Below are 13,232 nucleotides of genomic sequence, written 5' to 3' on the forward strand. Positions count from 1 at the left end.
ATCACGTTGTTCGCGACGCGCAGGATTCCACCCGTTCAGCCGCACCGGGTCGGCCGGCCGTGAAGGATCGCCTGACCGACCGCAGCCCGACCGACCCCGCCCCGACCGCCCGCAGCCCGACCGGCGGGCCGGACCGACCGCAGCCGAGCAGGGTACAGGAAGGAGACGTGACACGAGCCGCGTCGGTGGTCGCGGGTTCGAGTCCCGCCGCTCATCCACCTCCGGGCATGCGGCAGTTCCGGTACCGAGAGCGAACCTGTCGGATCAGGCCCGGGAGCGGGGCTTGGCCGGCGGCGGCTCGTCCTCGCCGGCGGACCACACCGGCGTCTCGGGCGCGGCCCGCGACACCAGGGTCAGGAACTTCTCGTCACGTGCCACGCCGTCCAGCTCCGCCGCGCCGGCCAGCAGGAAATCGACGATCTCCCACCAGGGTTCGACGTCCTTCCAGTTGCTGCGGCGGACCGGCAGGTTGCGGTAGGGCTCGAAGTCCTGACCGACCCCGGCGATCCACTCGAGCACCTGGTCCCGCCGGGCCCGGGCGTCGGCGAGCGGGTCGCCGGACGCCTTGAGCTCGTCGAGCACCTGGGGTGCGATCCCGGACCGGGACCGGCCGTCGGTGATCCACGCCTGCAGCGCCGGGTTCACCGGCAGGTACTGACCGTCCGCGCCCTCCTGCGGATACCGCTCGCCGAGCTTGCGTACCGCCACGTACGGCGCCAGCGCCTTGAGGGTCGGGTCGCCGTTGCACAGCGCGACCGCGAGCGCCAGCGACTCCAGCACCTTCGCCGGGATCGACCAGCCGGTGGCGTCGATGTTGATGCCGGCGACGCCGAGCAGCCGCGGGCCGAACTCCAGCCAGGTACCGCCCTGGCCCAGCGGGGCCGGCGAGAACACCCGCACCACCTGGGAACTGTCCAGCTGACCCGGGACCACGATCTCGCCGGTGACCCGGCCGACCAGCCAGCCGGTGACGAAGGTGCGGATCCAGTCGTGCGACACCGGCAGGAAGTCGCGCAGCACCCGGGACCGCCGCTTGTCCCAGAACGCCGCCCGCTGCGAGGCACTCGCGCTGACCCACTGCCCACGGACCGGATCCATCAGCGAGTTGAAGACCAGCGGCGAGTAGGGCTGGGCGAACATGCCCTGGATGTCGATCGACGGCTGGTCGACCGTGGAGCTCGCGGCGTTGGTGAAGGCCTCGACCGCGCGCAGGTCGTCGATGGTGTTGGTGGCGCGCAGCCGCTGCACGATCCGGTCGACGATCCCGCGCATCCCGGCGAACGGCATCTCCGAGAACTGGTACGTGATCTGCACGTTCGGCTTGTCGTGGATCGCCTGCACCATCGCCTCGTTGACCGAGGCGAGCGGGGCGGACTTGTCCAGCGCCTCGAAGAACTTCGCGGTGAACTCCTGCTCGAACCGGTCCTGCTCGGGGCCGGACCGCTGCGCGTCCGGCCGCAGCCAGGCCGCCCGGATGCCCTGCCGGACGAACTCGCGCAACTCGCTGCCGGGGCGCCTGACCCACTCGCGGGCGCCGGCCAGCAGCTCCGCGGGAGTGAACTGTGGTGAGTAGACGGCGTCGGCGGGCTGCTGCTGGATACCGAGCTTCTGCGGCCACCAGGTCGCCTGCCGGCCGATCCGGGTCGGCGAGCCGGTCGACGGGTCGAAGGCCGGCATCCGGTCGGCCGCCTGTACCTGCGGCAGCATCGGTCCCGCGTCGAAGAAGGTGATGACCTCCTCCGCCGCCATCCGGGCCGACTCCACGTCGGTGGGCTTCTGCCGGGAGACCATCTCGGTGAGGGTGAAGGTCTTGCGCATGTGGTCGGCGAACCGGGCCGGGTACTCCGCCGCCGGCTCCAGCAGCACCTCGTTGGTGGCGGTGGACCAGCGGGCGGCGACAGCGTCACCTTCCGGCCAGTGGGTGACCTGCTCGGTCCGCACCGAGGCGACCGCCTTGGACCCGGCGACGTTCTCCTCCAGCACGGTGAGGTCGTTCTCCGCCCTGCCGACGGCCGCGAGGAGCGGCTCCAGGACCCGGGTGGTCGCCTCCCGCAGCAGGTCGGCGAGCATGGCGGCGCCGGACTGCACCGCGATGGTCATCAGGCCGCCGTTGATCTGCCGCAATGCGTCCTGCAGCTGTGGGTGCTGCGGACCGAGCTGTGCCTTCTCCTGGGCGAAAGATGCCGTCGCCTGCTGCGAGAGTCCGGTCGGGGACGGCAGTCTCGTCGACCACTCCTGGAGAGTACCGGACCACGTGGTGATCTCGTCGCGGAACTGTTGGAGCACCGCCCGCAGCACCGGCAGACCACGCCGCCCGGCGACCCGGAGTGCGCCGGTCTCCACGTGGGACTGGAAGCTCGTCACCCAGCGTCCCGCGGCGCCGCGCGCGGCCTCGTCGGCCTGGTTCTTCAGCGACAGGGCCAGGGATTCGATGTTCTGGTCCAGCCGGGCGGCGATCTGGCTGCCGGTCAGCGCCGACACCTGGCCGAACAGCATCGGCACGATCGAGCCGGTGGCCTGGTCGGCCAGTCGCTGCGACTCGGCGACCGGGATCAAGGTCGACACCCATCCCGAGAGCGCCTCGATGTCCGTCCGGGACGGATCGATGGCCGGCAGGCCCGCCGCCCGCAGGAAGTTCATGTACTCGCCGAAACGGATGAGATCGATGGCCTCCCGGTCGGTCTGGGTGCCCTGGCGGACCGCGTCGGTCTGGTGGCCGCGCAGCAGCCGTTCCACCGACATGCGGGCCAGCCGCTGCGCGACGTACTCCTCGTACCGGTCACGGCCGAGCGAGATGCGGCCGGACCCGATGCCGCCGAGCAGCTGGACCGCCTGCGGCCCACTGGGTTTCCAGGCCAGCGGGGACTTGTCGACCAGGCCGGCCATGGTCTCCCAGTTGGTGGTGGTGTAGCCCTCGAGGTCGTTCTGCATCTTCTCCGACATCAGCAGCGGCACCAGTGTGCGCGCCATGCTTCGGTAGATGTCGTTGGCCCCGTTACCGAACGGGGTGATCCCGGTGCCGGCCGAGGCCCCGACGGCGAACACCGCGAACGGGCCGCGGCCGGGCCGGAACGGGGCGCCGGACGCGCGGTAGATCTGCCACTGGGCGTCGGTCCACGGCTGGGTCTTGTTCAACTGGGCCGAGAGCATCTCCGAGATCGTGCCCAGCGCATTGGCGTTCACGCCCTGCCGGGCGCCCTCGTCGAGCTTGTTGAAGACGTCCGGGGCGTACAGGAAGGCGATGGACCGGTCGCCCGGGATGCCCTGGATGTTGCGCAGCAGGTTGCAGACGTCCAGCGTCATCGACGCACCGGTGCCGCCGGCCAGCGACGACACCACGATGACCATCGACTCGGAGATGGGTTGCGGGGGCAGCGACAGCAGTGATCGCAGCCGGGCCGCGTCCCGGTGCGCGGCCGGGCTGTTGATCTCCCCGGCGAGCGCCGTCAGCCGCTCGAAGATCTGGCCGGTCTTGGACAGGGTGAGCATCCGGCCGACCGCGCGGTACTGGCCGGCGCCCAGCTGGATGGTCACGCCGACGTTCTCCGGCGGGTCCGGCCGCCAGCCGACCAGTTCCTCCATGCTCGGGATCCCGCCGACCACGCCCGCGTCCAGCTGGGTGTAGGTCGCGTTCGGGGTGGTGACCACGGGGATGTAGGTGCCGCCCTGCTGCGGCACGGTGTCCGGCAGCCCCTCGCCGACGCCGTCCGGCACCTGCGGCACGTCGATGTGCACGAACTTCCACGACGCGGGCAGCGTGTCGTCGGTCCAGCCCTTGGCGTGCAGCTCGTTCCGCAGCTGGTCCATCAGGAACTGCAACGTCTTGCCACCGGATCCGCCGAGACCGACGACGAACATCCTTCGCATCTGCTGCTCACTTCCCCCGCACGCCGGCGGGCTCGTCCTGCGGGTCAGTCTGCCTGGTCACCCTGCGTCGCGTCCGGGGAAGTGCCGGTTCCGGCGCCCGTTCCGCCCGAAGGGCACCGCCGGCACCTGCACCGCGAGGTCCGGTCACCGAGGAACAACGACAGCCGGTGCACGACCCCGGCTGCCGGGTCAGCGGCCGGAACCCCACCCGGTGGGACCACCGGGCTCCGGACCGGGGTCACCCCAACCGCCACCCTGCGGTTGATCACCCCAGCCCGGAGCCTGCGGCGGCGGAGTCTGCGCGGGTGGGGTCGGCGCAGGTGGCGGGACCGATCCCCACCCGGGCGCCGCGGGCGTCCCGGACGGCGGAGTGGCGTCGGCCGGACGCTGCGGCGACGGACCCGCGGGTGGCACCGAGCCCCACCCCGGCGACGGAGAAGGAGCCGGCGCCGGGGCACCGGGTTGCCCCCAGCCACCCGGCGACGGTGCGGCTGTCGGGCCGCCCCAGCCCGGCGTCGGCGCGGGGCCGCCGAGCTCGCGTTCCGGCGCCCGCGGGACACCGGCCGGCACCGGCTCGCCGGCAGCACCGGCACCGGCACCGGGCCCGGAGCCGGAACCGCGCTGCTGCCGGACGGTCTCGCGCAGGTCGCCCAGCACCCCGGGGGCCTGGCCGAGGGCGTCACCGAGCAGCCGGTTCCGGGTCTCCGCGTCGGCTCGTGGGGCGGAGATGAGCAGCAGATCGGCGGCGATCACCTCGGCTCCGGAGGCCAGGTCGTCGAGCGACCGGACCAGGACCGCCCAGGTGCCCTGCACCGCCAGCGGCAGCCGGGCCAGGTGCTCCGGCCCGCCGGTGAACGGCGCCTGTCCGCCGCTGCCGGGCCGGTCGACCGCCTGGGAGTACCCCGGCGCGGAGGACCACAGCGGCCCGGTCCGGGCCCGCCAGCGGATGCCCTCGACCTGCAGGGTGCGCCGGCCGTCGGTCGGCGGCGGCACCACGCCCCAGGTCGAGGGCAGGGTCGGCACGCCGCCGGTGTGGGTGGTGATCGACCGCGGCCCCACCATCACCGGCATGCGGACAGCGGACAGCTCGACGTCCTCCGGGTAGCGGGCGGCGAGCCGCCGGGTCAGCCAGAGCACCAGGATCGGCAGCCCGATCCCGACGACCAGGGCGGCGACGAAGACGCCGATGACCACCGGAGCGCTGGCGGACCGGGTCAGCCCCAGCGTGAACGGCACCGACTGGGTCGCCTCGGCACCGGTGCCGCCGCCCGCGGAGGCCTCCGGGATCAGGTGCACGACCACCTGCCCGCGCACCCCGCCGTTGCCCTCCGCCGACGGTGTCGCGGTCAGCGGCAGCGATCCGGTCTGACCCTCGGTGAGCTGTAGGCAGCTGCCCGCCGAGGTGTGCGTGCCGCCGATCGCCACCGAGGTGACCCCGGCCGGATGGGCCTGCAGCGCGGACGCCGGTTCCACCCACACGCAACCGGGACCGGTCACCGGCAACGACGCCGACGCCGTCCCGAGACCCTCGAGGGCGCCGAAGTCGACGCCGGCCGCACCGACGGTCGGCGTCCCCGGCGCCGGGACCACCGTCACCGGGATCTCCCGGACCACCGGGTCCAGCTCGATGCCGGTCTCGGTGGTGACGGCGAGCGTCATCCGCAGGGTGGCGGCGCCCAGCGGGGTGCCGGACGGGACGCCCTTCCACACGACGCCGGCGTCGGTGAGATCACCGGCGTCGCCGGTCCACACCTCGACCGGCGCCGCACCCGGGGCCGACGGCTGCAGCACCACCGTGCTCGCCAACGCCGGCGCGGGGTCGCCGACCTGGGGTTCGCCACCGTTCAGCGAGGTGAGCCGCAGCGGCAGCGTGTAGTCGGTGCCGATCTGCACCTCGGCCGGCGCGTCCGGGGCGCCGAGAGCCAGGTCCGCGGACAGCGACACCCTGGTCGACGCGACGGCGTCCGGGTTGTCGCCCTGCCGGTCGATGAAGGTGACCTGCCACTCGCCGGTCCAGTTCGCCGTCTCCGCCGGCCGCACCATGTCGATGGTCAGCTGCTTGTCCGAGATCCACTGGTAGGAGATCTGCACGTCGTCGACGGCGGCGGTGCCCGGGTCGCCGGTGGCACCGGCCGCGACCGGTTCGATCGTGGCGTTGCCGCCGCCCGGTCCGCGGATCTCCACCACCAGGCCGGGGACGCTGGGCACCCCGACGATGTGCACGGTGCGCAGCGAGGAGTCGAGACGGAACTTGTGGGTGCGCTCGCAGGCCTGCTGCTGGCACACCGGCAGCGTGCTGATCTCGCCCTGGGTGTCGCTGGACCCGAGACCCTCGATCAGCGGCAACAGGGTGGTGACGTCGGCGCGGTCGAACACCCCGGTGGCCGGCAGGTCACCGCAGTTGCCGTCGGGATCCTCGGCGATCCGGCGCATCAGCTCGAACTGGGTGTCGTCGGCGCCCAGACCCACCGCGGCGATCACCAGCCCGTCGGACCGCAACCGGTCGGCGAGTCCGCCGGCGCGGCAGAAGTCCTCGGTGCCGGAGTCGCGGATGGCGTCCGCCTCGGCCTGGGTGCCGGCCGGGGACACCCCGCCGGGCAGCCACGGTGTGTCCTTGGTGGTGGTGTCTCCCCACCGGTCCTCATCGTCCCGCGGGTCGATCAGGTAGGCACCGTCGGTGAACCAGAAGACCAGGTGGCAGCCGTCGGCCACCGGGGTCCCGGAGGCGGCGGCGTGCGCCTCCTCCGCCTCGGCGGCCCAGTTCATCGCGGTCCAGTAGTCGGTCTCCTTGCCGGGGAAGCTGGACCGGTAGCTCTCCAGGTCCTGCTGGGCCGCGGGCAGCGTCGCGTCGTCCAGCGGTGACCAGACCGCGTCGGCCGGGTCGACCTCGCGGCCGCCCTGGAAGACGGTCTCGCCGAAGCCGGCGATGGCGACCGACAACGCGGCGCCGTTGATCTCGCTCTCCGGATCGGCGATCCGGCCGGCCAGGGAGGCCAGCAGCGCCTTGGCCGCGTCGATGCGGGCGCCGGTGGGGTCGTTGCCCGACACCGAGCCGGACACGTCCAGCAGGATCAGCACGTCACCGGCCTTGTTGGCGACCAGGCACGAGTTCAGCGCGGCCAGCGGGTCACTGCCCTCCGCGGCCGGAGCGGCCGTGGCACCCACGCGACCCGGCGTCACCGCGCCGGCACCCGTGGGTAGCACCGCGAGCGCGATCAGGGCGGCCCCGAGCACGGCGAGCAGCCGCAGCACCCGGGTCATGCCCACACGTCCAGCCGGGCGACGAAGTCCGCGAGCAGGTAGGCGTGCACGCCGGCGACGACGATCGCCGCCGCGGCCACCGCGAGCCGCAGCCCGGCCACCGACCCCGGCCTGGCCAGGTACCAGGGACTCGCCCGCCGCCGCAGGTCGATCGAGGTGAAGACCACCAGCATGCCGAGACCGCCGACGACCGCCAGCGCCCAGCCGGCGACGTTCCAGCCCCACCCCGACAGCACGAGCAGCACCGCGCCGATCATCGGGCCGGCGATCGCGGCCCACAGCAGACCCAGCGGCGGACGGGTCGCGGTCCCGGGGTCACCGGATCCTGCGGGGGCCGGTGACCCGGCCGCCCAGCCGGGCGGCGCGGCCGGTGTCGCGCTCCCGGGCGCCCCGCCCCAGCCGCTGCCGCCGGAGGAGCCGAAGCCCGCGCTGGTCCCGCCCTGCCCCCAGCCGCCCGTGCCGGGGGAGGAGCGCGGTGCGCCCCAGGAACCGGGGCCGGCCGGCGCACCGGACGGTGTCCCCGAGGGGGACTGCGCGCCACCGGGCGGTGCACCCCATCCGCTGCGTGGGTCTGCACCGGAATCGCCGGGCGGTCCTGACCAGGACACGGATGCCTCTTTCCCCGGGTCGGGATGCCGTTGTCGCGGGTGGGCCGGGGTCGTCGGACGTCCGCCTCCGCGCGGCACCCTCTGACCTCGATCGCCTCGATCGCGGGCGCTGCTGAGTGCGCAGACTAACGGAGCGGCCGGTCCGCGCGGGGTGAACCGGACACACCCGCGAACAGGGGGTGACGGGAAGGAGCCGGTGGTGGTGTCCTCCCGGCGACACCACCACCGACGACCGAGGGCCGGACCGGTACCGAGCGGGACCGACCGGAGCAAGCACGGTCGGCCCGGGGGCGGCTCAGGCCACGGACAGCTCCGCGGACAACTTCCCGACGGCCTTGCTGATGATCCGGCTGACCTGCATCTGGCTGACCCCGATCATCTCGCCGACCGCGGCCTGACTCAGGTCGTCCCAGAAGTGGAGCGAGAGCACCCGCCGCTCCCGCAGGGTGAGCACGGTCCAGGCCGAGGCGAGGTCCCGCCGGATCTCCACCCGCTCCAGCCGACCGTCGCCGGCGCCGACGAGCGCATCCGGCAGCAGTTGCGACTCCAGCGACACCGGGTTGCAGGTGACCCCGGCCCGGTCGGACTCCCTGACCTGCTCGAGGGCGACGCCGGCCCGCGCGGCGACCTCGTGGTCGTCGGGCTCACGCCCGAGGGAGTGGGCGAGCTCTTCGCGGGCCCGACGGATCAGCGGCGCCGCCTCCTGGGTGGCTCGCGGCCGGCGGACCATAGTCAGGTGGTCGCGGAACCATCGCTTGACCGACCCCTCGATCGTCGGTACCGCGTACGCGAGGAAGCTCGGTGCACGGTCCGGCTGCCAGCGCTGCACCGCCTGGACCAGCCCGAGCCGGGCCTGCTGCTCGAGGTCGTCGACGGGTGCGCCGCGCCTGGAGTACCGGCGGGCGATCCGCCCCGCCACCGGCAAGTAGTACTGGATGACGTCGTCCTGCGCGGCGGCGAGAGCGCTCCCACCGGTGGCCGCGGCGGCGGCGAGTCGCTCCATCAGCTCGGTGCCGCGTTCGTCGTCCTGACCCGGCCCGGGCGCGACCTGCGAGTGCTCCAGCACCATCGTGTCCATGTCCAGCACTCCTTCCCGGGGGGGCCGCCTGCGGCCGGAACACATCCGGCCCGCCCGACGGTCGTCGTCCGTTCCCGAGTCTGCTGCGGTGCCGGACGGACTCCCAGCGATCGCGGGCGGGCGACGGCGATCGCTCCGGGATCGTGATCTTCGGTGTCGACGAGCAGCACTCGCGGACGGTCCCGTTATCATTCTGTGATCATTCGCCGATGGCCTGACGTGCTGGATCCCGGGTGGGGCCGACGGCTGTGGGAGCATGCGGTCCGGCAGCGCTTCAGCGGGCAGGCGGGCCGGGAGTGCAGTGAACTGCAGGAGGACGAACGCCCATGTCGGTGTTGCTGCCGGACGGCGACAACCAGCTGGAGGACATCTTCGGCAGCGAGGCCGTACGGACCGGTCTGGTCCCGGTGGTGCGACTGTCCGACCGCCAGGTCGTGGCCGTGGAGGTGGTCGTTGCCGGCCCGGCAGGATCCGCACTCGCGGATCCCGATCTGCTCGAGTCCGCCGCCCGCGACACCGGGATGACGGCCGAGCTCGACGCCGCACGCTGGTCCGGTGCTGCCGCGACCATCGCCGGGGCCGAGCTGCCGGCCGGGCTGCCGGTGCTGATCAAGGTCGACGCGGAGACCCTGCTGCAGGCACCCGACCCCGCGGATCTGGGCGTCGACCGCGGAGTGCTGGTACTGCCGCAGGATGCGTTGCTCGGCCATCCGGCGCGCATCGTCCGGCTGGTCGACCACGCCCGCGCCCAGGGATGGTCGATCGGTGTGGACCGGGTCGGGCAGGACGCCCGCGGCCTGGCACTGCTTCCGTTGCTGGAGCCCGACCTGCTGATCCTGCAGCCCGAGGCGATCGCCGGATCGGGCGACCTGGCCACCGCCCAGCTGGTCCACGCGGTCGCGGCCCACGCCGAGCGCACCGGTGCCGTGGTGATGGCGGCCGGTGTCGACGACGCCGGCCGGCACCGGGCGGCCCAGGCGATGGGGGCCACGGTGGGCCGCGGCCGGCACCACGTCCGGGCCCGGTGGGACGCCCGGCACCGCTTCCTGCAGCTGGGCGACGAGCCCCGGCGGCGGACCCGGGCGTCGTCGCCCTACGCACTCGCGGCGGCCGGCCGTGAGGAGCTGCTCGCCGACAAGCGCCTGCTGATCGAGATGAGCAAGTACCTGGAGATGGCGGCGCAGAGCGTGCAGCCGGTGCTGATGCTCGGCACCTTCCAGCACGTCCGGCACTTCACCCCGCACACCGCGCTGCGGTGGGAGTACGTCGCCGGGGTCGCCGCCCTGGCCGCGGCCTTCGGCGAGGGCATCGGCCCGCGGCCGGCGACCGGTGTGCGCGGGGTCGATCTGGACCCCGACGACCCGGTGCGCGGCGAGTGGACGGTGCTCGTCCTCGCCCCACACTTCGCCTCCGTGCTGTCGGCACGCGATCTCGGCGACGGCGGACCCGACCTCGAGCGACGTTTCCGCTACGTGCTCTCGCACGACCGCGACCTCGTGGTGTCGATCGCCCGGGCGTTGCTCACCCGGGTCCCGGACGCGCAGCCGGCGTAGGGTGCCCGCCCGTCCTGTTCTAGATCGCACTGTTCTTGATCGCACTGTTCTTGATCGCAATGGTCTTGATCGCACTGGTCCCTGATCGCTCTGTCCGTGATCGCACCGGGCCGCACAGCCGCCACCCGTAGGATCGATGGTGATGTCCACGAGCTGGTCGGGACGAACATCCCGGCGTCCCCAGGAAGCTGCCGCCCAAGCGGCCCTGGACGGTGCCGTCGCGGCCTTCCTCGACCTGGACAACCGCCAGTCGTACGTGGCGGACGCGATCGCCGCGGTCAATGAGCTCGCCGGGCCGGACACGGCGGCGGGAACGTCTGCGCTGCAACGGTCCTGGGCGAAGATCGCGGACGACTGCCTGCAGGCATCCGGACGCTACCTGGACGTCTCGAACCGGTTCCGGCTGACCGACGAGCTGGACCGTCCGACGAACGTCGACGCCGGTGCCGCGCAGCGCGCGTTCCTGCAGGTGCACCACGAGCTCGCCGACGCCGCGAACGCGGTGGATGCCTTCTACCGCAAGCACTCCGCCGAGCTCGAGTCGGCGCGGGCCCAGCGATCGGCCACCCCGCAGCTGGCCGCCGAGGCCAAGCAGGCGGCGCTGGCCGCCGAGCGCGAGCTCACCCGGGCCGAGGAGGAGGGCGTCGCCTATCCGAGCGTGCAGGACGCCGCGGGAGAGCTGATCTCGGCGCTGGGTTCGCTGTCGGCGGCCGAGGGCAGCGGGCGGCCGGGCATGCTGCGGCAGGCCGCGGCCGCTGTCCGGTCGGCGGCCTCGCAGGTGACCGATCGGGTCACCCGGGCACGAACCCTGGCGCCGGCGGTGAAGTCGTCGATGGCCAGCGTGCGCACCCGGATCGAGGCCGTCACCACCCGGCTCGACAACCTCGGCACCACCCGGTCCGCCCTGCTCCGCGAGTTCTCCGCGGCCAGCACCCGGGATCTGGCCGGCACCGACGAGCGCGCCCGGAAGGCGCTGGAGCAGGCCCGCGGTGAGTTCGCGGATGCCGGGCGACTGCTCGACGCGGGTGAGGTGGAGAAGGCCGGGGACGCGTTGAAGGACGTCCGGCGGCACCTGTCGGAGGCCGAGGACGGCCACAAGGCGCTCACCGAGCGGCTACGGGTGCTGCGGGAGACCCGCGACGATCCGCAGAAGGCCGCGAAGGCAGCCCGTTTCCGGCTGCGGGACGCCCAGCTGCTGGTGGTCGACCGCGGCAAGGTGCCCGAGTGGGGCAGCGTGCTGGACGCCCAGGTCGACCGGATCGACCGCGCCGTGGACGGCCTGACCGGCGCGCACCCCGATTACTGGGGGTACCTTCAGGCGCTCGCCGGGGTCGAGTCGTTCGTCAGGGGCGTGGTGGACAAGGTCAGGGCGGAGATCCGCTGAGGCCGGTCGCCCACGGTGCCTGTGCCTGCCCCTGCCGCTGCCGATACGGCTGACATCGTTGTCCCCGCCGCCACGGCAGAGCCTGCCGACACAGCAGCCGGCATGTTCTCCGGCAGCGCCACCGACGGCAGACCGACCGGCGAGGGCAGACCGACCGGCGACGGCAGCGCCGCGGGAACGCCGGTCAGCGGCACGATCGACGTGATCGTCACGTACTCCGCCCCGAGCACCGGCATCGGCAGGTCGGCCTCGAGTCCGAGCGCGACCCGGACCGCCGCCCAGACCAGGTTCACCCCGGCCAGCTCGGTCTGGAACAGACCACCGGCCGGTCGGGTGTTGATCTCCAGCAGCGCGGGACATTCCTGGTACCAACGGAACTGGACGTTGACCAGGCCGTGCAGACCGAACCGCGAGACCAGCTCGCGGGCCGCTCCGAACAGTGACGGGTCGCCGTCGAGCACCCGCCGCCGGCCGGACTTGCGCCGCGGCACCGCCGCCAGCATCTCGCCGTCGCGGGCCACGATGTCCAGGCTCGTCTCGGGGTTCGACAGGTACGGCATCAGCAGGAACTCGGGCACCGCGCCCTCGTGCCGGCGCAGGATCTCCCGGACCTGCCGGGCTCGCAGCACCGGTGCGGCCGGGCCGAGCAGGTCGTCCAGGGTCGGTTCGCTCCGGGTCAGGAACCGGACCCCCTCGGCGCCGACGCCGCGGGCAGGCTTCAGCACCAGCGGGTGCCCGGTGGCCCAGAGCGGGCCGAGCGCATCGACCGCCTCGTCGAAGTCGTCGGCCGAGCGGACCGATCGCCACGGCGGGACCAAGGGGTCGCCGTCCAACGCGCGGTAGGTGGCGGCCTTGTCGTCCAGCAGGTCGATGGCCGCCGACGGCGGTGTGATGACGGCCACCCCGGCCTCGTCGAACTCGGCCAGCCGGCGGGCGATCGCCGCCATGCCGCCGACCGGCAGCAGGACGTCGATGCGGTGCCGCCGGCAGGTGGCCAGCATCCGGTCGACGAAGTCCTCGGCGTCGGCGTCCGGCTCCGCGAGCACGTGGTCGGCGCCGGCGAGCACCGGCGACGACGGGTCGACGTGTGACGCGTAGATCTCCACCGGGGTCCCGTCCGGATTCTCCCGGAGCTGTCGCATCAGGTGCAGGCTCGTGGCGAAGTTGCGATTGAGCCAGATGCGGATCGGTGACACCGACACTCCTGAGGGACGTGCACGACGGACGGGACGGGAAACAGCGGGGCGCAACACTGAGACAGCGGAGAACAACGGTGGGACGGTGGGGCGGAGCAGGACGGCACAGGACAGCAACGGGACGGAGCAGGACAACAGGGGGCCGCCGGTGCAGCGTTGCGCCGGGCGGGGAAGCCGGTGAGGGCGCCGGTTCACGGGCCGCAGGTCCTGTCCCGACACGGGTCATGCTAACGGCCGAATGTGTCGGCCCATTCACACGCTCGTTTCGTCCTGTTCATCCAGTGG

At 73.2% G+C, this 13,232-nt stretch carries 7 protein-coding genes; 2 read left to right on the forward strand and 5 right to left on the reverse strand.

Annotation, left to right across the window (positions count from 1 at the left end):
- Nucleotides 1-264: 264 nt before the first annotated feature.
- From GIS00_RS13595 to GIS00_RS13610, 4 genes are all read right to left on the reverse strand, one after another.
- Nucleotides 265-3,858 carry a tubulin-like doman-containing protein gene (locus GIS00_RS13595; RefSeq protein WP_196073272.1) on the reverse strand — a complete coding sequence of 1,198 codons (3,594 nt, stop codon included), beginning with the start codon at nucleotides 3,856-3,858 and terminating at the stop codon, nucleotides 265-267.
- A gap of 198 nt (nucleotides 3,859-4,056) precedes the next feature.
- Nucleotides 4,057-7,128: a hypothetical protein gene (locus GIS00_RS13600; protein WP_154768967.1), complete on the reverse strand. Its 3,072-nt coding sequence runs from the start codon at nucleotides 7,126-7,128 to the stop codon at nucleotides 4,057-4,059.
- Nucleotides 7,125-7,736 (reverse strand): hypothetical protein, encoded by a 612-nt coding sequence (locus GIS00_RS13605; RefSeq protein ID WP_154768968.1) that lies wholly within the window; start codon nucleotides 7,734-7,736, stop codon nucleotides 7,125-7,127. The genes GIS00_RS13600 and GIS00_RS13605 overlap by 4 nt, the downstream gene beginning before the upstream one ends.
- 295 nt (nucleotides 7,737-8,031) lie before the next feature.
- Complete coding sequence (locus tag GIS00_RS13610; RefSeq protein ID WP_196073273.1) at nucleotides 8,032-8,814, reverse strand: sigma-70 family RNA polymerase sigma factor; 783 nt, start codon at nucleotides 8,812-8,814, stop codon at nucleotides 8,032-8,034.
- A 326-nt stretch (nucleotides 8,815-9,140) separates the two neighbouring features.
- Between GIS00_RS13610 and GIS00_RS13615 the strand changes: the two genes are divergently transcribed.
- Together GIS00_RS13615 and GIS00_RS13620 are read left to right on the forward strand one after the other, a co-directional pair.
- Complete coding sequence (locus tag GIS00_RS13615; protein WP_154768970.1) at nucleotides 9,141-10,367, forward strand: EAL domain-containing protein; 1,227 nt, start codon at nucleotides 9,141-9,143, stop codon at nucleotides 10,365-10,367.
- Nucleotides 10,368-10,509: 142 nt separating this feature from the next.
- Complete coding sequence (locus GIS00_RS13620) at nucleotides 10,510-11,751, forward strand: hypothetical protein (RefSeq protein ID WP_154768971.1); 1,242 nt, start codon at nucleotides 10,510-10,512, stop codon at nucleotides 11,749-11,751.
- On the opposite strand, the gene GIS00_RS28425 is transcribed toward GIS00_RS13620, so the two are convergent.
- On the reverse strand, nucleotides 11,682-12,947 hold the full coding sequence (locus GIS00_RS28425; RefSeq protein ID WP_154768972.1) for an ATP-grasp domain-containing protein: 1,266 nt from the start codon (nucleotides 12,945-12,947) through the stop codon (nucleotides 11,682-11,684). The genes GIS00_RS13620 and GIS00_RS28425 overlap by 70 nt on opposite strands.
- Nucleotides 12,948-13,232 lie beyond the last annotated feature (285 nt).

Origin of the sequence: Nakamurella alba (genome assembly GCF_009707545.1) — a bacterium.
Taxonomy (GTDB): Bacteria; Actinomycetota; Actinomycetes; order Mycobacteriales; family Nakamurellaceae; genus Nakamurella; species Nakamurella alba.

Excerpts from the sequence above, each read along its gene's own strand:
- GIS00_RS13595 (WP_196073272.1), bottom strand. The coding sequence starts at position 3,858 with ATGTTCGTCGTCGGTCTCGGCGGATCCGGTGGCAAGACGTTGCAGTTC.
- GIS00_RS13600 (WP_154768967.1), bottom strand. The coding sequence starts at position 7,128 with ATGACCCGGGTGCTGCGGCTGCTCGCCGTGCTCGGGGCCGCCCTGATC.
- GIS00_RS13610 (WP_196073273.1), bottom strand. The coding sequence starts at position 8,814 with ATGGACACGATGGTGCTGGAGCACTCGCAGGTCGCGCCCGGGCCGGGT.
- GIS00_RS13615 (WP_154768970.1), top strand. The coding sequence starts at position 9,141 with ATGTCGGTGTTGCTGCCGGACGGCGACAACCAGCTGGAGGACATCTTC.
- GIS00_RS13620 (WP_154768971.1), top strand. The coding sequence starts at position 10,510 with ATGTCCACGAGCTGGTCGGGACGAACATCCCGGCGTCCCCAGGAAGCT.